Here is a 22,621-nt window from a genome sequence, read left to right on the forward strand (position 1 = left end):
CAGGGCGACATCCTGTCGCCCTGCCTGCTAGTCCGCCTGTTCCGGCCGCTGACGCGGCATCATCCATGCCACACCCACCGCAAACAGCGCAATCACCAGTGCCACGACGAACACCCAGTGCAGTGATGTCGCTATCGCCGCCACCATCTGCTGCAGGGTTTCCGGCTGCAACTGCTGACGACTGGGCTCGGACATAATCTGCTGCACCGGATCCTGCACCTGCGGCAGTCGCCATTGCAGATTCAGATTCAGCACTGCGCCCATAATTGCCGTCCCCACCGCCGAGCCGATCATCCGGCTGAACATGATTGATGCGGTACAGATGCCACGAATCTGGTAGTCCGCCTGGTTCTGCACCGAAACCAGGAACGTGGTACTGGTCATCCCCATGCCGGTCCCGATCAGAAACGCCGTGAAGCCCGCCTGATAGAGAGAACTCTCGGGCTGTAAGAACAACAGCAATGCGCTGCCGGTGACCAGCAACAGCGCGCCGAGTTGGGCGGTGAAACGATAAGAGGTGTGCAGCATCAGTCTGCCGCTCAGGGTGCTGGCCAGCGGCCAGCCAATCGACATCATCGCCAGCACGCTGCCCGCCTGCAACGGTGAGCCGCCGCGTATCCCCTGAATCCAGGTGGGCAGAAACGCGCTGATGCCCATCATGGCCGCCCCGATAATCAGATTCCCCGCGTTACCGGCCACGATAAGCCGGCTGCGCCAGATGATCAGCGGAAACAGCGGTGCCGCTGAACGCTGCTCATGGCGCTTAAGCTGCCAGCCCGCGAACAGCGAAAAAAGCAGGAACGGCACCAGCCAGACGCCCAGCTGTTCCGCCTGCAACAGCGCAACCAGCAGCGCGGTCACGCAGAGCATCAGCCAGCCGCTGCCTGCCAGATTCAGCGGCTGCGATTTCTCCTCCTTCTGGTGCGCCGGTAACCAGCGCGCCAGCATCAGCATGCTGATCAGGCCAATCGGCAGATTGACCCAGAAAATCACCGACCAGTTAAAGTGCTGCACCAGCCAGGCACCGGTCAGCGGCCCCACTATCGCCGCCACACCCCAGACGCTGGAGAGCCAGCCCTGCACGCTGGCACGTTCGCGCGGCGAATAGATATCCGCCACGATGGTGGAGCTGAGCGGCATGATCGCGCCCGCCCCCAGCCCCTGAAACGCCCGGAACAGGATGAGCCAGGTCATAGTATGGGCGAAGCCACACAGCACCGATCCCACCAGGAAGATGGAGGTGCCGACAAAAAACATCGTTTTGCGCCCCACCATATCCGCCAGCCGCCCGTAAAGCGGCACGCTGACCGCCTGTGTCAGCAGATAGATGGAGAAGACCCAGCCAAACTGCGAAAAACCGCCAAGGTCAGCAATGATGGTGGGCATCGCCGTAGCCACAATGGTGACTTCAATGGCCGCCATAAACATCGCCAGCATGCAGGCAATTAATATCCAGTGGCGATGACCGGTCTGGAGTTGTGCGCTTTCAGTCATAGGGTTCCTTTTTTAATCTGCAAGGCTAGCTCAAAAACGGCCAAAGCAGTTTCCCGCGCGTGCGCATCTTCTGCGCCATCTGTGACGGTGTCACTAAAAGTCGATGAATTTTTTTTATTGTCGCATTAGCCCAGCGGCTACGCGGCTTTAACACCATTTTAACCTGTTTCTATCTGCCTGATATATGGCTTAAAAGCTGGCTTGTGCAAAAAAGGCCTGTTATAGCATTACCCCATCTTATTCGGTATTCACTGAAAAAGAGTGGATAAACAGTCATTTTATCTACATTTTATCGCAGTTTCGGTTTTGGGCGCGGCTGCAGTTTTTGTCGCACCTGTCGGGCTGTTTATGGTTGTTATAACAATTGAGATCGTCATCAGGGAGATTTTCCTATGCAAAATGCTTCACTGGCCCAACGCGCCGGTCTGGCACTGCTTGCAGTGGTCGCGGTGATCGCAGTGCTGATCTGGGGCTTAGGCTGGGATCAGCTGGTCGCACGTAAAGTCGATCTGCTCTATCTCGGGCAGCAACACCTCTTCTTAGTTTTCTGGTCAATGTTGTTCGCCCTGCTGGTCGGTATTCCCAGCGGCATCCTGCTCAGTCGCCCGTTTGCGCGTCGCTGGGCCGAGTATGTGATGCAGATTTTCAATGTCGGTAATACCCTGCCACCACTTGCCGTGCTGGCACTGGCGATGGTGATTATCGGCATTGGCGATCGTCCGGCGCTGATTGCGCTGTTTCTGGCGTCGCTGCTGCCTATCGTCCGCAACACCTTCTCTGGTCTGAGCGCGGTTCCACCGTCGCTGATTGAGGCCGCCAACGGCATCGGCATGACCAAATGGCAACGTCTGCGTCAGGTTGAACTGCCCAATGCCATGCCAGTGATCCTTGCAGGCGTGCGCATCGCCACCGCCATCAACGTCGGTACTGCCCCACTGGCCTTCCTGATTGGCGCCAGCAGCTTTGGTGAGCTGATTTTCCCGGGCATCTATCTGAATGACTTCCCGACGCTGATCCTGGGCGCCGTCGCCACCGCGCTGGTCGCGCTGGTACTGGATATGATGCTGGCCGCGCTGGGTCGCTTTCTGAGCCCGCACGCTGCGGCCTGATCACAAGGATTTTTGTAATGCTAACGAAGTGGATTAAGAAAAGCGTTGTCGCGCTGACCGCGACGCTGCTGCTAAGCCAGACGGCTCAGGCTGCTGCCCCGCTGGTGATGGCAACCAAGAGTTTTACCGAGCAGCATATCCTGTCAGCGATGACGGTGCAGTGGCTGCAGAAGAAAGGCTTTGAGGTGGTACCAAAACGTAATATCGCCACCACTATTGGTCGTAATGCGCTGCTGAATAAGCAGATTGATATGGTCTGGGAATATACCGGTACTTCACTGATCATCTTTAACCATATCAATCAGCCCATGTCTTCACAGCAGGCGTATGAGACGGTGAAAAAGCTGGATGCAAAACTGGGTCTGGTCTGGCTTAACCCGGCACCGATGAACAACACCTATGCCTTTGCCATGACCCGTGAACGGGCCGAAAAAGAGGGCATCAGCACCATGTCGCAGCTGGTTGCGAAGATTGAGCAGGTGCGGAAATCCGACCCTGATCATAACTGGCGTCTGGGTCTGGACCTGGAGTTCTCCGGTCGTTCCGATGGCATGAAGCCGCTGCAGAAGACTTATAACCTGGCGCTGGATCGTCCGCAGATCCGCCAGATGGATCCGGGTCTGGTCTACAACGCCATTCGCGACGGATTCGTGGATGCCGGCCTGATCTACACCACCGATGGCCGGGTCAAGGGCTTCGACCTGAAAGTGCTGGAGGATGATAAACACTTCTTCCCGAGCTACAACGTGACGCCAGTCGTGCGTCAGGATGTGCTGGCGAGCCATCCGGGGCTGGATACCGCGCTGAATCAGCTTTCTGCGCAGATCACCGATGAGGCGATCACGGAGCTGAATAAGCGGGTCGATATCGACCATGAGTCACCGGAAAAAGTGGCGCGTGATTTCCTTCAATCCAAAAACATGCTGTAAGGAGGCACTGTGGATACCCTTCACTACATCATGGATAACTGGAGCACCTTGCTCACCCTGAGCTGGCAGCACAGCTGGCTGGTGCTGGTGGCCGTCGGTCTGGCGATTGTGATTGGCGTGCCGCTGGGCATTCTGATTGTCCGCGTCAGATGGCTGGCCACGCCGATTCTCGGCATCGCTACCGTGGTGCTGACCATCCCTACCATTGCGCTGTTTGGTCTGATGATTCCGGTGTTTTCACTGATCGGTCAGGGCATCGGCGCGCTGCCAGCGATTACCGCCGTGTTCCTCTACTCGCTGCTGCCGATTGTGCGCAACACCCACACCGCGCTGGAGAATCTGCCGGACGGTCTGCGTGAAGCGGGTCGCGGCATCGGCATGACCTTCTGGCAACGTCTGCGCTGGGTTGAAATCCCGATGGCGCTGCCGGTGATTTTTGGCGGCATCCGTACCGCCGTGGTGATGAACGTTGGCGTGATGGCGATTGCCGCCGTGATTGGCGCGGGCGGTCTGGGCCAGTTGCTGCTGGATGGTATCAGCGGCAGTGATATTCGTATGTTGATTGCCGGGGCATTGATGATTTGTCTGCTGGCTATTTTTCTTGACTGGCTGCTGCACCGTTTGCAGCAGGCGCTCACACCAAAGGGGATTCGATAATGATTACGCTGGAAAACCTGACGAAAACCTTTACTCAGAAAAACGGCACCACTAATAAAGCCGTCGATAACGTCAGCCTGCATGTGCCAGCCGGCGAGATGTGTGTGCTGCTGGGACCTTCGGGCTGCGGTAAGACCACCACGCTGAAGATGATTAATCGTCTGATTCCCGCCACCAGTGGCCGGATCCTGATTAATGGTGAGGATACCAGTACCCAGGACACCACCACCCTGCGCCGCAATATTGGCTATGTGATCCAGCAGATTGGTCTGTTTCCCAACATGACCATCGAGGAGAACATTACCGTGGTGCCGCGCATGCTGGGCTGGGATAAAAAGCAGTGCCGTGAGCGGGCCACCGAGCTGATGAGCATGGTCGCGCTGGACCCGACTAAATTCCTGCACCGCTATCCGCGTGAGATGTCCGGTGGTCAGCAGCAGCGTATCGGCGTGATCCGTGCCCTGGCCGCGGATCCACCGGTGCTGCTGATGGATGAGCCGTTTGGTGCCGTTGACCCGATTAACCGTGAAGTGATTCAGAACGAGTTTCTCGACATGCAGCGTCAGCTGAAGAAGACCGTGATGCTGGTGAGCCACGATATCGATGAGGCGCTGAAACTGGGCGATCGCATCGCGGTATTTGGTCAGGGTAAGATCGTGCAGTGCGCCAGTCCGGATGAGCTGCTGGCCACGCCAGCCAATGATTTCGTTGGTTCGTTTGTCGGTCAGGACCGCACGCTTAAGCGTCTGTTACTGGTGCAGGCGGGCGACGTGACCGATCAGCAGCCGACCATCACCGTGCGCCGCTCGACGCCGCTGGATGAAGCTTTTGGCATGATGGATGATAACGATATGCGGTCGATTACCGTGGTCGATGAGGATGGTAAGCCGCTGGGCTTCGTGAAGCGTCGTGAGGCGCGTAACGTGAGTGGCCGTTGTGAAGAGAAGCTGCACACCTTTAAGGTCACCGGTAAAGCCGAAGAGAACCTGCGCGTGGTGCTGTCAAAACTCTATGAGCACAACACGGTCTGGATGCCGATTGTCGATGAAGAGGGTCGCTACAGCGGGGAGATTTCGCAGGATTATATCGCGGATTACCTCAGCTCGGGTCGAACCCGTCGTCGTCTGAATCCGTAATTTCGTCACAGTGATTTAAGCCAGACAAAAAGGGCCACTCTGGCCCTTTTTTCGCAGAATAACCCAAGTCCGGGTAAATCCTGCCGCAACACATCAGCTTAATGCGAAGGGAACTGGGACAGAGGAGGAAAGCATTCCGCGCCATGGACAAAAACGCCGGGAGCGTTTTTGAACAACGCAACGCGTTGGCCCGGTTACGGGCGCACCTCATGGATGAGGTGCGTAATCGTGCGGGCCGAGCGTGCCATCCCTGGCCCGCTATGCTTTGCTACTGGCGTATGCTCCCATCGCTTTAAATTTCTGAGCCGTCTGTGAGAGATACATCGGCTCTTCTGCTTTTTAACTTTCAGTCAGCGTTTCTACCTCTACCTCTTCCACCGCAGGTGCCTCGTCTGGCAGGACCAGATTGAGCACAATGGCGAGAATGCCGCCGGTTGTTACCGCATGACCAAACAGACTGTTAATTAGTGGCGGGAACTGCTTCAGCACCTCCGGCACTGCTTCTACACCCAGACCAATCCCGAATGAAATCGCGACAATCAGCATCTCGCGGCGGCCCAGCGGCGTCTGGGTCATCACCCGGATACCCGCAGCGACCACGCTGCCAAACATCACAATGGTTGCCCCACCCAGCACGGACGGCGGGATCTGCTGCAGCAGCGAGCCAACAAACGGAAAGAGTCCCAGCAGCGCCAGCATAATTCCCAGCAGCATGCCGACATAACGGCTGGCAACGCCGGTCATCTGAATCACGCCATTGTTCTGCGCAAACGTGGTGTTAGGAAATGCGGAGAAAACCGCTGCCAGCACGCAGCTCAGGCCGTCGGCGACAATGCCGCCCTGCAGCCGCTGCTGAAAAGGCTTGCCGGTGATCGGCTGCTGGGAAATCAGGCAGTTGGCGGTGAGATCGCCGACCGCTTCAATCACCGCGATGACAGATACCAGCGCAATCGGCAGGAAAATAGTCCAGTCGAAGGCGAAGCCAAACCGGAAGAAAGCCGGCAACACCAGCCAGCTGCTCTCCGGCGCGATTTTCAATTGCAGATGACCGGTTAAGGCCGCCGCAACACATCCCACTGCGATGCCGGCCACTACCGCCACCAGCCGCGCCCAGCGGTTGCGCGAACGGTTCAGCGCCACAATCACCAGCAGCGTCAACGCGCCCAGCGCCAGATTGCCCGGCGAGCCAAAATCGGTGGCGTTGTGACCGCCAGCCCAGTCGGTGATGCTCACTTTGATCAGGCTGATGCCAATCAGGGTGATCACCGTGCCGGTCACTACCGGCGTCAGCACTTTGCGCAGCGAGCCAACGCAGCGGCTGATCAGAACCGGAATCAGCGCCGCCACCAGGTTGCAACCAAACAGCATCGCCATAATCTCTTCCGGTGAACCACCGCGCCCTTTCACCATCAGGCCACCGGAGAGGATCACGCCCAGAAACGCAAAGCTGGTGCCCTGCAGGCAAATCATCCCTGCCCCGATGCCATAAAAGCGTCTGGCCTGCATAAAGGTGCCTAAGCCGGAGACAAACAGCGACATGCTGATCAGATAAGGAAGATAGGTCTGCAACCCCAGCACCGAACCAATAATCAGCGGTGGCGTGATGATGCCCACCACGCTGGCGAGCAGATGTTGCAGCGCGGCGAAAAATGCCGGGACGGGACCAATGCGGGCCTCAAGCCCATATAACAAACCTTTCTCGTGTGAGTGCGACATGGTGGAACTCCGGCTCTGTGTGATAAGCGGAGTTAATGCATTTTCTGCGCCATACCGTCACCCTTTCGCGTATTACGCGCCAGGTCATTCAATTTTAAGTTGAAATTTATACAGAGAGCCAGCGGTGAGCCTGAAACTTTAGGCTCACCGCTGATTCAGATGATTTGTTTTGTTTCATAATCAGGCGATCTTTGCACTCACAGCGTGCATCGTGTCTGGCTCCAGCAGGGAAATATCAATGTAAGGCGTCAGATCGCGTTGCTCGGCCCGCGGCAGATAAGGCAGTTCGCCCAGCAACGGCGCCGCAATTTTTTCCTGCAGGATTTCAATAATGTCGCTGTACTGCGCCAGTCCCGGATTGATGCGATTTGCCACCCACCCGACCAGCGGCAGGCCATCCAGCGCTATCGCTTCTGCTGTCAGCAGCGCGTGACTGATACAGCCCGACTGAATACCGACCACCAGCACCACTGGCAGTTGCTGCTCAACGACCCAGCAGGAGAGCGGACGGCCGTCGTTCATCAGGCTGCGCCAGCCGCCGGTGCCCTCCACTACCACGCGATCGGCCTGCTGCGTCAGGCTGGTTAAGCCGCGCGTCAGCAAACCATAATCAATGTTCTGCCCCGGATGGGTGCAGATCTCTTCTTCCTGGAAAACCAGCGGATTGATCGCTTCATAGGGCAAGTCGATGGAGGAAGCGCTTTGCAGAACCTGTGCATCTTTGTTACGCAGGCCATCAGCGGTTTTGACCGCACAGCGCGCGACGGGCTTAAAGCCGACGGCACTGCATCCGGTCTGGATAAAACTTTGTAACAGGGCGCGTGACACCACCGTTTTGCCCACTGCGGTATCGGTGCCGGTAACAAATAGTCTGTTCACTCAACTTCTCCTCTCAAACCGTTGCGGTTAATCGGTGATTAACCTTGCTGCGAAACAGCATTTTAAGGAATGGAGGATGAGAACGGATTGCGTTAGCGCAAGTTCAGGTCTGCTTAACCTTGCAACAGTTTCACTAACAGATGTCCGTTATAGAGGGCATCTTTGATCAGCGCGGCACCGCCAAGCGTTCCCGGCTCGCTAAATTCAGTGGGTGCGAGCTGGATGCTCGCGCTGTAGGCGGGCAGTGATTGCTGCAGAATAGTATTGCTCACCGCCGGAAACAGCACATCAGCGGCAGCATTGAGAGGGGAACCGATAAGAATATGTTGTGGATTGAAGATGTTGACCATCATCGCCAGAATCCGTCCAACGTGATGACCGACGCTGGCGATGGTGTCGCGCGCCAGACGATCACCGGACTGCGCGGCCGCGCACAGTGACTCCAGCGTCAGCGGCTGGTTGTTGAGCAGGCTGTCAGGCTGGGCAGGCAGACGTTGCGCCGCCAGCGCCAGCAGGCTGCCGGTGCTGGCCACCGTCTCCAGACAGCCATGATTTCCGCAGTAGCACTGCTGACCATACGGATCGATCTGGGTATGGCCAATCTCGACCAGTGCCCTGCCACTTTTATGCAGCAACTGACCGCCACTGATAACGCCAGCGCCCACGGTCTCATCAATCACAATCTGAATCACATCCTGCGCACCGCGTGAGGCACCAAACAGCGACTCCGCCAGCGTCCAGGCGGAAATGTCATGCTGCACAAACACGGGCAAGCCGGTTCGCGCCGCCAGCGCGTCGCCCAGCGGCATATCGCGCACCGCATACCCCGGCAGCCGATGCACCACGCCTGACGCGGCGTTGATCAGCCCCGGCAGCGTAATAGCAATCGCCGTGAGGCGTTCCAGCTTCTTTTGATGACGGATAAAGAAGGCATCAACCTGTTCAATCAGCGCGGTGAGTAACGGCTGCGCGGATTCATCAGGCAGCGGCAGGCTATCTTCCACCAGCGCCCGGCTGCTAAGGTCGCGCAGCGTAAACGTCATCGCGCCGCGATGAAGACGGATCGCCAGATAGTGCCAGGCGTCGGTATCCAGTATCAGGCCAATCGCCGGACGGCCACGACTGCCAGGATCCTGATACTCGGTCTCCTGCACCAGATGCGCATCCAGCATCTCGCGCACAATTTTGGTGATACTGGCCGGGGCGAGCTGGGCACGGCGGGAAAGTTCGATACGCGAAATGGGACCGTGACGGTCAATTAATCGATATACGACGCCAGCATTGGTCTGCTTGATCTGGTCAATGTGGCCAGGTTGACTGTCCGGATTCACAACCCTGCTCCCGGTTATTTTCGCGCTTCTAAATAAACATGCGCCATGGTGAGGCAGATCAGGCGACAGCGTCAAATATTTGATTAGAAATGTGATTTATCGCACAGATTGATGCGGTGAATCGGGCGCTTCAGGGCCGATTTTCCCGCAGCAACGCCATCATGTTCTCCATCTGCGCATTCATTTCCCGTCCGGCTGAACAGACCAGCCACAGCTCTGAAATGGCATCCTCTTCCGTTAACGGCAGCCAGACCAGATCGGCCAGTCGCGCCCGCCGGAATGAGGCAGGCAGAATGGAAACGCCCAGACCGGTAGCTACCAGACCCAGGATGGTCATCGCTTCACCCACTTCCTGGGTGATGTAGGGCTTGATGTGATAGCGGTGCAGCAGCGCCAGAATATCGCTATAGAGCGCGGTTCCGCCCTGAGGATCGAAGAAGACGAAGGGTTCCGCCGCCAGGGCATTGACAGAGATTTTGTCGGCGTCAGCCAGCGGATGCGCCTTATGCACCACGGCATAGAGCGGCTCGCTCAGCAGCAGTTGATGCCGCAGATCGGCGGGCAGCGGCGTGTTGCGCATCACGCCGAGATCGAGCCGTCCATCATGCAACGGTGCCAGCTGCTGGCGGGTGTTGATCTCCTGCATCTGAATATGTACCTGTGGCCAGCGCTGACGAAACCGGAACAGCGCGTCGGAGACCACGGCGGTAAACGGAGCCGACGAGGTAAAGCCAATCCGCAGCTCTCCCTCTTCGCCACGATGTAACCGGGCAGCGCGATCGGCCGCCTGCTCAACCTGCAGCAGAATCGCCCGGGCATCGCTCAGCAACTGATGCCCGGCAGCGGTGAGCTGCACGCTGCGGTTGGTACGGTTAAACAGCCTTGCGCCGGTCTCCGCTTCCAGCTGGATAATCTGCTGGCTGAGCGGCGGCTGTGAGATGTTGAGGCGTTGGGCTGCCCGCCCGAAATGTAACTCTTCGGCGACCGCAACAAAGTAGCGCAGATGACGCAACTCAATATTCATATGTTAAACGTCTTATTTGAGATTATTAATATATTAGACATCATAATGCCGCTTTCCTAAGCTGACGACAGGTTTTCTGACAATTAATTAAGGAAGATGTGTGAGTCGCTCAATACAGGCAACAGTGGAGGAAGAAGCGGTGCCTGCCGCGCCGGAGTCTGCTGCCGCTTCAGGTTATATCCGCCGGGGAACGCCCAAATTTATGCGCGTAACGCTGGCCCTTTTCTCCGCCGGACTGGCAACCTTTGCCCTGCTCTACTGTGTGCAGCCCATTCTGCCAGTGCTCTCTCAGCAGTTTGGTGTTTCTCCGGCGACCAGCAGCCTGTCGCTCTCCATCTCCACCGGGCTGATGGCGCTGGGCCTGCTGGTCACCGGTCCGCTCTCTGATGCTGTCGGGCGAAAATCGGTGATGGTGACCGCCCTGATGCTGGCCGCCATCTGCACGCTGATCTCCGCCACGATGACCAGCTGGCACGGCATTCTGATTATGCGGGGGCTGATGGGCCTGTCGCTCAGCGGCGTTGCGGCAGTGGGCATGACCTATCTCAGCGAAGAGATGGATGCGCAGGTCGTCGCCTTTTCGATGGGTTTGTATATCAGCGGTAACTCGATAGGCGGGATGAGCGGACGTCTGCTGAGCGGTGTGCTGACCGACCTGTTCTCCTGGCGGATCGCTGTGGCAGTGATCGGCTGTTTTTCGCTGGCCTCGGCACTGATGTTCTGGAAGATCCTGCCCGCATCGCGGCATTTCCGGCCCATCACGCTGCGTCCGCGTAATCTGCTGATTAACTTCCGGCTGCACTGGCGTGATCCGTGCCTGCCATGGCTATTTGCCGAAGGATTTCTGCTGATGGGCGCCTTCGTCACTCTGTTCAATTACATTGGCTATCGCTTACTGGATGCGCCCTGGCATCTCAGTCAGGCCGTGGTCGGGCTGTTATCAGTGGTCTATCTCACCGGTTCCTGGAGTTCGCCTAAAGCAGGCGCGCTGACCAACCGCCTGGGACGCGGACCGGTGATGCTGGGCGCAACGGCCATCATGCTGCTGGGTTTGCTGATCACCGCCTTTAACTCCCTCTGGCTAATCCTGCCGGGGATGATGCTGTTCACCGCCGGATTTTTTGCTGCCCATGCGGTCGCCAGCGGCTGGATTGGTCCGCGTGCTCGCCGGGCGCGTGGCCAGGCCTCTTCGCTCTATCTGTTCAGCTACTATGTGGGTTCGAGCGTGGCGGGCACGCTGGGCGGGTTGTTCTGGCATCACTTTGGCTGGAGCGGGATAACGCTGTTTATCAGCATCCTGCTGATACTGGCGCTGGCAGTTGCCTGGCGTCTCCACAGAAAAAAACTTTGATAATTCCTTCTTTCGCCAGGCCTGACCGGGCCTGGCGGCGCATTACGATGAACGTTTCATTCAGTTCCACAACAAACAAAACGCCTGTTTGCCGCTATAATCCTTTTTATTGTAATAATTCATCTGCTTTGCCTTTTAACACGGCAACAAGGAACGCCTGTGGCTCTCTACTATTACGTCAATAAACAATCGGGATATAACAATAATCATGTGGTTCATGCGGCAGGGTGCCCCCATCTTCCCGACATAGATAACAGACTGTTTCTGGGCAGTTTTTATCACGTGAACGCCGCCATTTTGCAGGCAAAAAAATATTATGCAGGTGCTATAGGTTGTGAAAACTGCTGTCCGCTCAATAACACAGAACAGCAGGCCGCTCAGCTCAGTGTGGCCCTGAAACACACTCAGACGCCCCGTTAAACCCCTCGGGCAGCTCAGTGGCAAACGCTTCCCGCTGCGCTGTCCCGCCTCTTTCTGCTTAAAGGCAAACCCCTGCTGCGACTGAATCCCGCTCATCATCGCCCTCAATAACCTCAGGCTATCGACCTGTGACAGGGCGATAATAAAAATTCAGTAATAAAAGGCGTTTATAAGGTTTCTCTTCCCGGCTTATTGACTACAATAGCGGTTAATTTGTGACACAGGTCACTTTCGCTGGGTGTTTCTGCCACATCCAAATTCGCTTTTTTGACTGACTTGACTCCTCATGCAATCAACAACTGTTTCACGTAAAACTGCCTGGCTACGCGTGGTATTGCTGGCCATCGCCGCCTTTGTGTTCAACACCACCGAATTTGTGCCGGTTGGCCTGTTATCTGATATCGCGGCGGACTTTTCCATGCCGACGGCGGATGTCGGGATCATGCTGACCATCTACGCCTGGGTGGTCGCTCTGCTTTCCCTGCCACTGATGCTGCTGACGCGCAATGTTGAGCGACGGCTGCTGCTGGGCGTGCTGTTCCTGATCTTTATCGTCAGTCATGGACTTTCGACCGTCGCCTGGGATTTCCGGTCGCTGATGGTATCCCGCGTGGGCATCGCCCTGTCTCATGCGGTGTTCTGGTCGATCACCGCCTCGCTGGCGATTCGCGTTGCGCCAGCCGGTAAGAAAACGCAGGCACTGAGTATGCTGGCGACTGGTACCGCTCTGGCGATGGTGCTGGGCGTGCCGATTGGTCGCGTGGTCGGGCAGTATCTGGGCTGGCGCACCACCTTTGGCGCGATTGGCCTTTCGGCGCTGGTGCTGATGATTATGCTGGTGCGGATCCTGCCGCGTCTGCCGAGTGAGCATACCGGCTCGCTGAGCAGTGTGCCGATGCTGTTCCGCCGTCCGGCGCTGGTCAGCATGTATCTGCTGGTGACGCTGGTGGTGACCGCGCACTACACCGCTTACAGCTATATCGAACCGTTTATGCAGAACGTCGCCCATTCCAGTGGCAATTTCACGACTCTGCTGCTGCTGTTGTTCGGCTCAGCCGGTATTGTGGGCAGCGTGCTGTTCAGTACCCTCGGCAATAAATTCCCCTCCGCGCTGCTGATTGCCGCTATCGCGCTCATCACCCTGTGCATGGGACTGCTGATTTTTGCTGCCGTCCGCCCTGTTGCTATCTCAACGCTGTGCGTTGTCTGGGGTATGGCGATGATGATGATCGGACTGGGGATGCAGGTGCGTGTGCTGTCGCTGGCACCGGATGCCACGGATGTGGCGATGTCGCTGATGTCGGGTATCTACAATATCGGTATTGGCGCGGGCGCGCTGCTGGGTAATCAGGTGAGTCAGCATCTGAGCATGGCGGAAGTCGGGAACGTCGGCGGGATGATTGGTCTGGTGGCGTTACTCTGGTGTGTTTACATCTTCCGTCGCTATCCCCAATTGCGGAGCAACGGATAACGCGCGCAATAAGAATAAAAAAGGCTTCAGATAAGTGGGTTTATCTGAAGCCTGATTATGAATATTTATCGTGCTTTTACTTATAAAGAACGGCTGTGCCATGCAGGTTGTTGCTGCCAGAGGTCGAAGTGATGCGGAAAGACTTTGCCCCGACATCGCTGGCCTTATCTGACAGTTGCTGCTCCAGCGAGGTCAGATTAGTACTGCCCGTTGCGCTGATGACGCCGATTTTCTGCTGATCCAGTGGTGTACTGCTGACCTGCTGGGCCGCCACGGTGGCAAATGAGAGGCCGCTGAGTACAGCTGCCGCCACCATCATATTGATACGTTTCATAACGAACCCCTTCTCACTTTGTCTGTTGAAAAACCAAATTACTGATAAATCACAGCCGTGCCGTGCAGTTTGTTCTGGCCACTGGTTGAGGTGATGCGGAACGATTTCGCACCAGCTTCATCCGCTTTAGCACTCAGCTGTGATTCAAGGGAAGTCAGGTTGGTGCCGCCCTGTACTGAGATAGTGCCAACTGGCTGCTGATTAGTCGGTTCGCTGGTCACGAGGTCAGCGGCATAGGCGCCAAAAGTCAGAGTTGTCAGTGCCAGAGCTGCCAGGGTGGTTTTGATGGTTTTCATAATATTCTCTCTATTCGGTAATTGAATTCGGTTGGATTGAATTGGGTTGTCGCTATTTAATTAATGACCGTTAAACAAATGATAGACCCCGATGCGGCTCGTCGTCAATATTTATTTAATGAGCGTTATTTTAATCGCGAAGTGGCGTGATTATGGGCTTCAGCCCCTTTTCTGACTTAACCATAGGGGCGGTAAGATTGCGCTGGCGCACAAAATGGCAACCCCTGCTGGCGGGATCTACAGCGGGCCTTGCACATTTTTATAATGATCGGTAATTTAATAGGATGTTTTACTGTCAGTGAGGGTGTATGAGTCAGGTTCAGGATTGCGATGTAAAGAAATGCCGTGGCCGACCCAAAGTGTTCGATCGCGAAGCGGCGCTCGATAAAGCCCTGACTCTGTTCTGGACACACGGTTATGAGGGCACGTCTCTGTCCGATCTGGTGGCCGCAACCGGTGCTAAAGCGCCGACCCTTTACGCAGAATTTGTGAATAAAGAGGGACTGTTTCGCGCAGCGATGGAGCGCTATGTGGAGAAGTTCAGCGCATGGCGTGAAGCGGCGTTAGGTGATGACCAGTTACCAGTGGATCGTGCGATTGAAGGCTATTTCCGCGCCACCGCAGCCTGTTTTACCGAACGCGACTCTCCCGGCGGCTGCTTCTTTATCTGCACCTCAACCGCCCTGTCGGCGGCGTCGAAAGAGATTGCCACCATGCTGCAACAGCAGCATCAGTCGCAGGAGCATGTGTTAAGAAATTTTCTTCTGGCACGTCAGCAGCGTGGTGAACTGAGTGCGTCAGTGAACATTCCGGCGCTGTCCCGATATCTGGGTTGTATGCTGCAGGGGATGTCGGTACGGGCGCGTGAAGGCGTGGATCGAGACGATCTTGAGAGCATTATTGATACGCTGATGGCGATGTGGCCGACGCTGACAGGATTGTGTCAGGCTAAGCGGTAAAGTATCAGGGCGGCTTTGCCGCCCTTTCTCCACTATTCCAGAAAGAACACCGGTTTCAACGGCTGACTGATCGGGCTGTTATCCGCATTCGACGGCATCAGATCTTTCATTGAGGCCCACCAGCGCTGACACACCTCCGTCTTTGCTACCGCGTTCCAGCGCTCCTCAGACTCAATCTCAACGCTGGCGAACAGCAGATGCCGTTCGGCATCCAGCCAGATGGCATAGTTGTGTGCGCCATGCGCTTTCAGGGTTTCGGCCAGTTCAGGCCAGATCGGTGAGTGGCGACGCTCATACTCTGCATGACAGTCAGCATTCACCTGCATCACAAAGGCTTTACGCAGCATTAGCCGGTCCCACATCCAGCGCCGGTTGCCACGGCTTCACGCCGAAGCGCTCACCCAGTGCGACCAGCTGTTCGGTGGTGATGCTCTGACGAATACCGCCCATCGACAGCACTTTGACGATCACTTCGGACGATTTCTCCGCCGTGTCTATCAGACCAAAGGTCTCATCAAGGGTCGGGCCTGTGCCGAAGACGCCGTGGAACGGCCACATCACCAGAGTATGTGACTGCATCTGCCCGGCGGTCGCGGTACCGATTTCATCGGTGCCAGGCACCATCCAGGGTAAAACCCCTACGCCATCCGGGAACACCACCAGACATTCAGTGCTGCCTTCCCACAACAGGCGGGTGAAGCGGGCAGAATCCATCTCCACTACATAGCTCAGGGCCATAAAGTTGGTGGCGTGACAGTGCATGATTACCCGATCTGCACCCTTGCTGACTGCTTTACGCACCGCGTGAGACTGAAAGTGTGACGCCAGCTCGGAGGTCGGCAAGCCGCCATTCGACAGGCCCCAGTGAATTTTATATGAGAGTCCTTTGTCATCGACCTGCAGCAGCGCCAGGCAATCCGCCGGATCCAGCTGGACGTTACGCATGAATTTCCCTGACCCGGTCACCAGAAACCAGTCATTCGCCAGTGCGGGCGCGGGTTGTGTCAGCTCAATGCAGCGCGGCGCTTTGCAGAAGTCGGCGGCAAAGGGTCTGACCTCCTCCTCCAGCAGACGCAGGCTGACGTTGCCGCCGTTACGTTCGTCCCAGCCCTTCAGCCACATGTCGCTGGTCGCTTTGACCATTCCCTTAACAAACCCGGAAGAAAGAATGCTTTGCATAGTGAAATCCTTAACGTTGGCTCAAGATCTGTTGTTCATAATGACGGACATCGCCTAACCAGCTGGCATCGGCCGGGACGTCATGGCGCAGGCACCAGGCTTCCCATACCGCCTGCCATGGCAGCGATTTTTGCTCTTCCAGCAGAGCCAGACGCGCGGTGTAATCGCCGCTGTTTTCGGCCTGACGCAAACGGTCAGTCGGCTCCAGCAAGGCACGGAGCAGCGCTTTTTTAGTGTTACGGGTGCCGATAACCCAGGCGGCAATCCGGTTGATGGAAGCGTCGAAGAAGTCGAGTCCGATGTGCACTTTATCGAACAGCTTGTGACGGACGATCTCACTGGCGATCGCCTGGGTTTCATCATCCAGCAGTACCACATGGTCGCTGTCCCAGCGCACCGGGCGGCTGACGTGCAGCAGCAGACGCGGCACATAGAGCATCGCGGCAGAAATTTTGTCGGAGATCACTTCGGTCGGATGGAAATGCCCTGCATCCAGACACAGCGCCGTCTGGCGGCTGGCGGCGTAACCGAGATAAAACTCATTGGAGCCCACGGTATAGCTCTCTGCGCCAATGCCAAACAGCTTGCTCTCTACCGCATCAATATGGTGCTGCGGATTGAGTTTTTCTGAGATGACTTCATCCAGCGCGCTCATCAGGCGCTGACGCGGAGCCAGGCGATCCACGGTGATATCTTTCATGCCGTCCGGCACCCAGATATTCATCACTGACGGCGTGCCCAGCTGCTCACCAAAATACGCGGAGATGCGGCGACTCGCTTTGCAGTGATCGATCCAGAACTGTCGCACTTTTTTATCACTGTGGGACAGCGTAAAGCCGTCGGCGCTCATCGGATGCGAGAAGCAGCTGGGGTTAAAATCGAGCCCTACATGATGCTCTTTGGCCCAGGCCACCCAGTTGGCGAAATGGGCAGGTTCAATAGCATCCCTATCTACTGGCTTGTCGCTTTCCAGATAGATGGCGTGCAGGTTCAGGCGTTTTGCGCCGGGGATCAGCGACATCGCCTTGTCGATATCACTGCGTAATTCACTGGCATTCCGTGCCCGACCTGGATAGTTGCCGGTCGCCTGAATACCGCCGGTCAGTGCGCCCTGCGGATTCTCAAATCCCCGAACATCATCCCCCTGCCAGCAGTGCATCGAGACCGGAATGCGGTCCAGCTGACGGATAGCCTGTTCAACATCAACCCCAATGTCGGCGTAACGTTGTTTAGCCAGTTCAAAAGCCTGTTCAATCTGCTTAGTCATAAGCGGGTTCCTTAGCGGTTTGACTCAGCGTCGCGAAGCGTGCCTGACTGGCACGGAAGACGTTGTGAGTTTGCGGTTCGAATTTTTCGAGTGGGAAATTGTTGATAACGCTGCAGCGGAAATCAGCCACATCGATCAGTTCGCCCAGCGCAATCAGCTGGCAACCGACGTTACCCAATGTGGAGGCTTCAACCGGACCGGCCAGTACCGGAATCTGGCAGGCATCGGCACAGAGCTGATTAAGAAAGCGGTTCTGACTGCCACCGCCCACCACATGCAGCTGGCTGAACGCCTTGCCGCGCAGCGTAGCCAGTTCGTGAATGACTTCGCGGTAGAGCAGCGCCAGGCTGTCAAAAATGCAGCGCGCCAGTGCCGCGGCCGATTGCGGAACCGGCATTCCCTGCTCTGCGCAGGCATTCTGAATCTCGTTGACCATACTGTCGGGATTGATAAAGCGCGCATCGTTGGGATTGATCAGTGACTCACAGGCCGACTGGCGGGCCGTCTCTTCAATCAGCGTGCTGAGATCCTCAATCTGCAGTTCGCCGCAGATGCGCTGCAACAGCCATAAGCCCATGATGTTCTTCAGTACCCGGTAGCCTTCTGCGCCGCCTTCATTGGTGATATTGGCGCGCAGCGCGGCATCACTGGCATAGGGCTGCAGACTTTCAAAGCCCATCAGCGACCAGGTTCCGGAGCTGAGATAGGCAGCATCGTCCTGCATCAGCGGCGTTGCCAGCACAGCGCTGGCAGTGTCGTGGGTGGCGACGGCGATCACCGGAACCGGGATGCCCGCGCTATTGATCCAGTGTCCGACCGTATTACCCGGCGCCTGCGGCTGACCGAACCATTGCGCATCAACGCCCGCCCAGGCGAGCAAATCACGATCCCACTCGCCGCTGTGGATATTGAGCATCTGCGTGGTGGTGGCGTTGGTGTATTCCCAGTTGAGGTTGCCGGTCAGGCGATAATGCAGGTAGTCAGGGATCATCAGCGCATGCGCCACACGTGCCTGCCAGTCGGGATGCTGCTGATGCAGGGCGCGCATCTGATAGAGCGTGTTGAACGGCAGAAACTGAATGCCGGTTCGGGCGTAGATAGCACTGCGGCTCAGTTCCTGCTGCGCCTGCTCCATCAGACCATGGGTGCGCGCATCACGGTAGCTGACCGCCTCACCTACCGGCTCGCCCTGCGCATCCAGCAGCACCATATCCACGCCCCATGTGTCGATGCCGATACTGTCAGGTGCGATCCCCTCTTCATCTAACTGAGCCAGCCCGGCTCGGATCTCCTGCTCCAGCATCGCCAGATCCCAGCAGTCATAACCGGCACGACGCTGACGCCTGTTTTTAAAGCGCCGGACCTCACGCAGCGCGAGCTGGCGCTGTTCGGCATCCCAGCTGGCGAGCATAACCCGTCCACTGGATGCGCCGAGATCGATAGCAACAATGTTTCTCCTGGTCATGGCGAGGATTCCCTGTGATTGAGTGGTCACAGAGTAAAAAGCTTGCCGCTTTAACACCTTCCCCCGAGTGCCAGCGGCGGATAAGCCCTGGCAGACTTGCAAAGAACTTCGTGAGAGAGATCACAGAGGCGCCAGTCAGGAGGATGTGACCCCTGCCGCAAAACGGTTAACTGCTGAGGATTTCTTGAAAAATCAGCAGGATTCCTGCTGAGTCAGGGTGAAAATTCAAGGTAAGGTGACAGCGTGCTGATTAGACTGCGTTACGGTTTTGTTAATCAGCGAGAGAAGATCATGACCATATTGCACAGTGCGGATTTCTTCCCCGAGGGCGATTACGCGATAGCGATTGAACCCCGGATACCGCAGGCAGCCTTTCCGGAACATCATCATGATTTCCATGAGATTGTGCTGGTTGAGCTAGGCTCCGGCATTCATGTGTTTAATGGTCAGCCACAAACGCTGTGCGCTGGTTGTGTCTGCTTTGTACGCGATCACGATCGTCATCTCTATGAACAGACCGATAATCTATGCCTGACCAACGTGCTTTATCGCAGTCCCGGCGCGTTTCGCTTTCTCTCCGGGCTGCAGGCTTTACTGCCCTGCGATCAGGATGGGCAATACAGCTCTCACTGGCGCATCAATCACAAAGTGATGGCGCAGGCGCTGAGCGTGGCGGCGCAGATGCAGCCCGATGATGCCTGGTCGCTGGAAAAGCAGGCGCGGCAGGAGCAGCTTTTTTTACAGCTACTGGTGCTGTTGCGGGAAGCGTGTATTGATGGACAGAGTCAGGACCAGGAGGCACGGTTACATCGCCTGCTCGACTGGCTGGGCGATCATTACAGTGACGAGATCGTCTGGGAGGAGCTGGCCGATCGCTTTTCGCTCTCGCTGCGTACCCTGCATCGGCAGATGAAACAGCAGACCGGCAGTACGCCGCAGCGCTATCTGAACCGTTTGCGGCTGTTGCAGGCCCGTCATCTGCTGCGTCACAGTGATATGCGTATTACCGATATCGCCTTCCAGTGTGGATTTGGTGACAGCAACCATTTCTCAACCCTGTTCAGGCGCGAATTTGGCTGTGCACCGCGAGCGGAGCGCCAGCAGATGATGTAAAGGAGTCGAACATGGCGTTGATACTCAGTCGGGATGACTATTTTCCCGCCGCTACTCTGCCGGTGGCGGTAGCCGAAAGGATGCCCCAACCCTCTTTCCCGCCGCACCGACATGAGTTCAGTGAAATCGTAATTGTCTGGCGCGGCAACGGCCTGCATGTCCTCAACGATCGCCCGTGGCTGATAACCTGCGGCGACGTTTTTTATATCCGCGACACTGACTGCCACAGCTACGACAGCGTCCACGATCTGGTGCTGGATAACATCCTCTACTGTCGTGACCGCTTTGGTCTCGCTCTTGACTGGAATCAGCTGCTGCCACAACAGGGTACGGATGCCCCGGGTTGCTGGCGGCTGACCACGCGAGGGATGGCGCTGGCCCGGGGCGTGATCAGCCAGCTGGAGCGTGAGAGCCGCAAAAGCGATCCGCTGTCCGTTCAGCTGTCAGAAGCGCTGTTTTTACAGCTGGCGCTGATTCTGCGTCGTCACGGCTATGCCGCCGACCGTCCGTGGGCGTTACCGGAAGGCGAACAGCTGGATCTGCTGATGTCCGCCTTACAGGGCGCGATTGCCCGCCCCTTCGATCTGCCGGCGTTTTGTCAGCAGAACCAGCTCAGCGAACGGGCGCTGCGGCAGCTTTTCCGCCAGCAGACCGGGATGACCATTGGTCATTACCTGCGTCAGCTGCAGCTCTGTCAGGCAAAATATCTGCTGCGCACCCAGGATTGTCTGATTAGTGAGGTCGCCGCCCGCTGCGGCTTTGATGACAGTAATTATTTCTCGGTGGTCTTCACCCGCGATACCGGTTTAACGCCCACTGCCTGGCGTCAGCGATTTATTGCGCCACGGCAGGCTTTGAAAAGTACCGAGTCTGAATAAAATGGGCCTGTGTTGAAAGCCCGTTCAACACCCTTCCGGCAAGCAATTTAGCGCACTGAAATTCCCCCAATGAATTATTAGCAGCAATGAATATGCTAAAAAGCGCAGGGAACACGGCCAGAAGAGGAAAGCGTCCCGCGACAGGACGTCGCGGGCCGAGCATGCCATGGATGGCGGTTTTTGCGTCTTTCCGATCTGACCGTGTTCCCTGAGCGGGCACGATCTGACCGCCATTCTGCAAACTCTAAGGGCCTTCTTTATAAAGACAGCGTCTCTGTATTCGCATTCAGGCTGCCATACCCAGACCAACAATATTGGCAGCAATGATAATCACCACACAGCCGATCGATAACACGCTCACCGGGCGACGTCCCGCTGACTTCCACTCTTTCATCAGCAGACCTACCAGACCGCCACAGAGAACGTAAAGGCTCATGTGCAGCATCCAGCTGACATAGTCATACTGCGCCGGGATCCGGGCATGTCCCCAGGCGTAGAAGAAGAACTGCAGATACCACATGGTGCCGCCGAGCACGGCAAAAGCGGTATTAGCAATCAGCAGTGACTTCCCGACGGAGAAGTCTTTACGCACCGACAGCTCAGGCCGGGTGGCCAGCCGCCAGAAACAGAAGGCCAGATTAACCAGCGCCCCGCCGCCCATGATGATCACGTAGCTGGGTAACGCCACATAAAGCGGATCGATGCCGAGATTAGCGGCGGCCTGATGCATTGGTTTCGCCGCATCCATCGCAAACGACATACCGGCCGAGAAAATGCCGCACATCACCGCCAGCACCAGTCCCTTTCTGAGATTAAACTCCTCCGCGTTAATCCCCAGCGCCCGCTCCTTTAACAGCCCGGCGCGCGACACAATCCCGACGCCAATCAGCGCCACCAGCACGCCCAGCAACGTCAACCGGCCACCCGCCGAGGCGAACAGCTCACCAAAGCGCCCCTGTAATAGCGGTGTCATCAGCGTGCCGACCACCAGGGTAATTCCAATCGCGATACCGATGCCCATCGACATCCCGAGATAACGCATAGTCAGGCCGTAGTTAATGTTGCCTATGCCCCACATCGCGCCAAACAGAAATACCGGCGTCAGCTGCGACAGCGTAAAGCTGCTGTAATAAGCCATAAAGTCCGGCAGCAAAATGGCACTCACCGCCCACGGCAGGATCAGCCACGACATCAGGCCGCCAATCGACCACATGGTTTCCCATGACCATCTTTTCACCTGCTTAAAAGGTGCGTAAAAACACGCAGCGCTGGCAGCTCCGACAAAATGCCAGAAGATACCCGCAATAATGGCACTGTTCATTGTTATTCCCCGGTTAGGTTGAGGCCTGTCGGAAACCTGTCTGCTTCCGCTCAGCAGGCAGTCTACGTTTTGCAGGAATTGATCAGCCTTTGGATAAATGCCGGAAGCCGGAGCGAAGTGGCAATTTCTGACCGTTAATCCCGTCAGGGATCACAATTTCACAGTTGTTATAAAATCGGACCATTAATTAGCTAACTCGCTTATTATTCTCTGTTTTTTACCATTCTGCCGTGTGGCGCAGCACAATTCTGATCTGACTGCCATTGATGCTGGTATGGTGGCAAATCTGCAA

22 protein-coding genes are annotated in these 22,621 nt (G+C 56.6%); 10 read left to right on the plus strand and 12 right to left on the minus strand.

From position 1 onward, the window contains the following. Window positions 1–27: 27 nt before the first annotated feature. On the minus strand, window positions 28–1,494 hold the full coding sequence (locus ACN1CO_RS05860; protein ID WP_419138217.1) for an MDR family MFS transporter: 1,467 nt from the start codon (window positions 1,492–1,494) through the stop codon (window positions 28–30). 392 nt (window positions 1,495–1,886) lie between these two features. On the opposite strand from ACN1CO_RS05860, the gene osmY reads away from it, so the two are divergent. The 4 genes from osmY to osmV are packed head-to-tail and all read left to right on the plus strand — an operon-like array spanning window position 1,887 to window position 5,325. Further along, a complete protein-coding gene (gene osmY / locus ACN1CO_RS05865) occupies window positions 1,887–2,603 on the plus strand; it encodes an osmoprotectant ABC transporter permease OsmY (RefSeq protein WP_136197944.1) in 717 nt (238 codons plus the stop codon). Window positions 2,604–2,620: 17 nt separating this feature from the next. After that, window positions 2,621–3,532, plus strand: a complete 912-nt coding sequence (locus ACN1CO_RS05870; RefSeq protein WP_419138218.1) for a glycine betaine ABC transporter substrate-binding protein — start codon at window positions 2,621–2,623, stop codon at window positions 3,530–3,532. Window positions 3,533–3,541: 9 nt separating this feature from the next. Further along, complete coding sequence (gene osmW, locus ACN1CO_RS05875) at window positions 3,542–4,189, plus strand: osmoprotectant ABC transporter permease OsmW (protein ID WP_003853661.1); 648 nt, start codon at window positions 3,542–3,544, stop codon at window positions 4,187–4,189. Then, complete coding sequence (gene osmV / locus ACN1CO_RS05880) at window positions 4,189–5,325, plus strand: osmoprotectant ABC transporter ATP-binding protein OsmV (RefSeq protein WP_090960909.1); 1,137 nt, start codon at window positions 4,189–4,191, stop codon at window positions 5,323–5,325. Before osmW ends, osmV begins: the two co-directional genes overlap by 1 nt. A gap of 339 nt (window positions 5,326–5,664) precedes the next feature. On the opposite strand, the gene ACN1CO_RS05885 is transcribed toward osmV, so the two are convergent. From ACN1CO_RS05885 to ACN1CO_RS05900, 4 genes are all read right to left on the minus strand, one after another. Further along, complete coding sequence (locus ACN1CO_RS05885) at window positions 5,665–7,041, minus strand: nucleobase:cation symporter-2 family protein (RefSeq protein WP_419138219.1); 1,377 nt, start codon at window positions 7,039–7,041, stop codon at window positions 5,665–5,667. Between the two features lie 180 nt (window positions 7,042–7,221). Continuing rightward, on the minus strand, window positions 7,222–7,920 hold the full coding sequence (bioD, locus tag ACN1CO_RS05890; protein WP_419138220.1) for a dethiobiotin synthase: 699 nt from the start codon (window positions 7,918–7,920) through the stop codon (window positions 7,222–7,224). A gap of 113 nt (window positions 7,921–8,033) precedes the next feature. Next, entirely contained in the window at window positions 8,034–9,251 is a 1,218-nt protein-coding gene (locus tag ACN1CO_RS05895; RefSeq protein WP_419138221.1) for an ROK family transcriptional regulator, read from the minus strand. 130 nt (window positions 9,252–9,381) lie between these two features. Continuing rightward, window positions 9,382–10,275 (minus strand): LysR family transcriptional regulator, encoded by an 894-nt coding sequence (locus ACN1CO_RS05900; protein WP_419138222.1) that lies wholly within the window; start codon window positions 10,273–10,275, stop codon window positions 9,382–9,384. A 100-nt stretch (window positions 10,276–10,375) separates the two neighbouring features. Between ACN1CO_RS05900 and ACN1CO_RS05905 the strand changes: the two genes are divergently transcribed. The 3 genes from ACN1CO_RS05905 (at window position 10,376) to ACN1CO_RS05915 (ending at window position 13,517) form a co-directional block, all read left to right on the plus strand. Beyond that, window positions 10,376–11,626: an MFS transporter gene (locus tag ACN1CO_RS05905; RefSeq protein ID WP_419138223.1), complete on the plus strand. Its 1,251-nt coding sequence runs from the start codon at window positions 10,376–10,378 to the stop codon at window positions 11,624–11,626. A gap of 159 nt (window positions 11,627–11,785) precedes the next feature. Continuing rightward, complete coding sequence (locus tag ACN1CO_RS05910; protein WP_419138224.1) at window positions 11,786–12,046, plus strand: hypothetical protein; 261 nt, start codon at window positions 11,786–11,788, stop codon at window positions 12,044–12,046. Between the two features lie 286 nt (window positions 12,047–12,332). Then, a complete protein-coding gene (locus ACN1CO_RS05915) occupies window positions 12,333–13,517 on the plus strand; it encodes a sugar transporter (RefSeq protein WP_419138225.1) in 1,185 nt (394 codons plus the stop codon). A gap of 76 nt (window positions 13,518–13,593) precedes the next feature. Here ACN1CO_RS05915 and bhsA (ACN1CO_RS05920) read toward each other — a convergent pair whose 3' ends face one another. Together bhsA (ACN1CO_RS05920) and bhsA (ACN1CO_RS05925) are read right to left on the minus strand one after the other, a co-directional pair. Next, complete coding sequence (gene bhsA / locus ACN1CO_RS05920; protein WP_419138226.1) at window positions 13,594–13,851, minus strand: multiple stress resistance protein BhsA; 258 nt, start codon at window positions 13,849–13,851, stop codon at window positions 13,594–13,596. Window positions 13,852–13,889: 38 nt separating this feature from the next. Continuing rightward, entirely contained in the window at window positions 13,890–14,147 is a 258-nt protein-coding gene (gene bhsA / locus ACN1CO_RS05925; protein ID WP_419138227.1) for a multiple stress resistance protein BhsA, read from the minus strand. A 308-nt stretch (window positions 14,148–14,455) separates the two neighbouring features. Between bhsA (ACN1CO_RS05925) and ACN1CO_RS05930 the strand changes: the two genes are divergently transcribed. Beyond that, the gene (locus ACN1CO_RS05930) at window positions 14,456–15,106 is read left to right on the plus strand and encodes a TetR/AcrR family transcriptional regulator (RefSeq protein WP_419138228.1); all 651 of its coding nucleotides are present in this window, start codon (window positions 14,456–14,458) and stop codon (window positions 15,104–15,106) included. Between the two features lie 32 nt (window positions 15,107–15,138). On the opposite strand, the gene rhaM is transcribed toward ACN1CO_RS05930, so the two are convergent. Genes rhaM through rhaB form a run of 4 tightly spaced genes read right to left on the minus strand, consistent with a single transcriptional unit; the run spans window position 15,139 to window position 19,017 of the window. Then, window positions 15,139–15,453 carry an L-rhamnose mutarotase gene (rhaM, locus tag ACN1CO_RS05935; RefSeq protein ID WP_419138229.1) on the minus strand — a complete coding sequence of 105 codons (315 nt, stop codon included), beginning with the start codon at window positions 15,451–15,453 and terminating at the stop codon, window positions 15,139–15,141. Continuing rightward, a complete protein-coding gene (gene rhaD, locus ACN1CO_RS05940) occupies window positions 15,443–16,285 on the minus strand; it encodes a rhamnulose-1-phosphate aldolase (protein WP_419138230.1) in 843 nt (280 codons plus the stop codon). Before rhaD ends, rhaM begins: the two co-directional genes overlap by 11 nt. Window positions 16,286–16,295: 10 nt before the next feature. Beyond that, the gene (locus ACN1CO_RS05945) at window positions 16,296–17,552 is read right to left on the minus strand and encodes an L-rhamnose isomerase (RefSeq protein WP_419138231.1); all 1,257 of its coding nucleotides are present in this window, start codon (window positions 17,550–17,552) and stop codon (window positions 16,296–16,298) included. Then, window positions 17,545–19,017 carry a rhamnulokinase gene (rhaB, locus tag ACN1CO_RS05950; RefSeq protein ID WP_419138232.1) on the minus strand — a complete coding sequence of 491 codons (1,473 nt, stop codon included), beginning with the start codon at window positions 19,015–19,017 and terminating at the stop codon, window positions 17,545–17,547. The genes ACN1CO_RS05945 and rhaB overlap by 8 nt, the downstream gene beginning before the upstream one ends. Before the next feature lie 291 nt (window positions 19,018–19,308). On the opposite strand from rhaB, the gene rhaS reads away from it, so the two are divergent. Both rhaS and rhaR read left to right on the plus strand, forming a co-directional pair. Next, window positions 19,309–20,130: an HTH-type transcriptional activator RhaS gene (rhaS, locus tag ACN1CO_RS05955; RefSeq protein ID WP_419138233.1), complete on the plus strand. Its 822-nt coding sequence runs from the start codon at window positions 19,309–19,311 to the stop codon at window positions 20,128–20,130. Between the two features lie 11 nt (window positions 20,131–20,141). Beyond that, window positions 20,142–21,008, plus strand: a complete 867-nt coding sequence (gene rhaR, locus ACN1CO_RS05960) for an HTH-type transcriptional activator RhaR (protein ID WP_419138234.1) — start codon at window positions 20,142–20,144, stop codon at window positions 21,006–21,008. Window positions 21,009–21,294: 286 nt separating this feature from the next. On the opposite strand, the gene rhaT is transcribed toward rhaR, so the two are convergent. Next, the gene (gene rhaT / locus ACN1CO_RS05965) at window positions 21,295–22,329 is read right to left on the minus strand and encodes an L-rhamnose/proton symporter RhaT (RefSeq protein WP_090960865.1); all 1,035 of its coding nucleotides are present in this window, start codon (window positions 22,327–22,329) and stop codon (window positions 21,295–21,297) included. Window positions 22,330–22,621 lie beyond the last annotated feature (292 nt).

Source organism: Pantoea sp. R13S299 (assembly GCF_048515925.1).
Classification (GTDB): domain Bacteria; phylum Pseudomonadota; class Gammaproteobacteria; order Enterobacterales; family Enterobacteriaceae; genus Pantoea.

Excerpts from the sequence above, each read along its gene's own strand:
- ACN1CO_RS05860 (WP_419138217.1), bottom strand. The coding sequence starts at position 1,494 with ATGACTGAAAGCGCACAACTCCAGACCGGTCATCGCCACTGGATATTA.
- osmY (WP_136197944.1), top strand. The coding sequence starts at position 1,887 with ATGCAAAATGCTTCACTGGCCCAACGCGCCGGTCTGGCACTGCTTGCA.
- ACN1CO_RS05870 (WP_419138218.1), top strand. The coding sequence starts at position 2,621 with ATGCTAACGAAGTGGATTAAGAAAAGCGTTGTCGCGCTGACCGCGACG.
- osmV (WP_090960909.1), top strand. The coding sequence starts at position 4,189 with ATGATTACGCTGGAAAACCTGACGAAAACCTTTACTCAGAAAAACGGC.
- ACN1CO_RS05885 (WP_419138219.1), bottom strand. The coding sequence starts at position 7,041 with ATGTCGCACTCACACGAGAAAGGTTTGTTATATGGGCTTGAGGCCCGC.
- ACN1CO_RS05900 (WP_419138222.1), bottom strand. The coding sequence starts at position 10,275 with ATGAATATTGAGTTGCGTCATCTGCGCTACTTTGTTGCGGTCGCCGAA.
- ACN1CO_RS05915 (WP_419138225.1), top strand. The coding sequence starts at position 12,333 with ATGCAATCAACAACTGTTTCACGTAAAACTGCCTGGCTACGCGTGGTA.
- bhsA (WP_419138226.1), bottom strand. The coding sequence starts at position 13,851 with ATGAAACGTATCAATATGATGGTGGCGGCAGCTGTACTCAGCGGCCTC.
- bhsA (WP_419138227.1), bottom strand. The coding sequence starts at position 14,147 with ATGAAAACCATCAAAACCACCCTGGCAGCTCTGGCACTGACAACTCTG.
- ACN1CO_RS05930 (WP_419138228.1), top strand. The coding sequence starts at position 14,456 with ATGAGTCAGGTTCAGGATTGCGATGTAAAGAAATGCCGTGGCCGACCC.
- rhaM (WP_419138229.1), bottom strand. The coding sequence starts at position 15,453 with ATGCTGCGTAAAGCCTTTGTGATGCAGGTGAATGCTGACTGTCATGCA.
- rhaD (WP_419138230.1), bottom strand. The coding sequence starts at position 16,285 with ATGCAAAGCATTCTTTCTTCCGGGTTTGTTAAGGGAATGGTCAAAGCG.
- ACN1CO_RS05945 (WP_419138231.1), bottom strand. The coding sequence starts at position 17,552 with ATGACTAAGCAGATTGAACAGGCTTTTGAACTGGCTAAACAACGTTAC.
- rhaB (WP_419138232.1), bottom strand. The coding sequence starts at position 19,017 with ATGACCAGGAGAAACATTGTTGCTATCGATCTCGGCGCATCCAGTGGA.
- rhaS (WP_419138233.1), top strand. The coding sequence starts at position 19,309 with ATGACCATATTGCACAGTGCGGATTTCTTCCCCGAGGGCGATTACGCG.
- rhaR (WP_419138234.1), top strand. The coding sequence starts at position 20,142 with ATGGCGTTGATACTCAGTCGGGATGACTATTTTCCCGCCGCTACTCTG.
- rhaT (WP_090960865.1), bottom strand. The coding sequence starts at position 22,329 with ATGAACAGTGCCATTATTGCGGGTATCTTCTGGCATTTTGTCGGAGCT.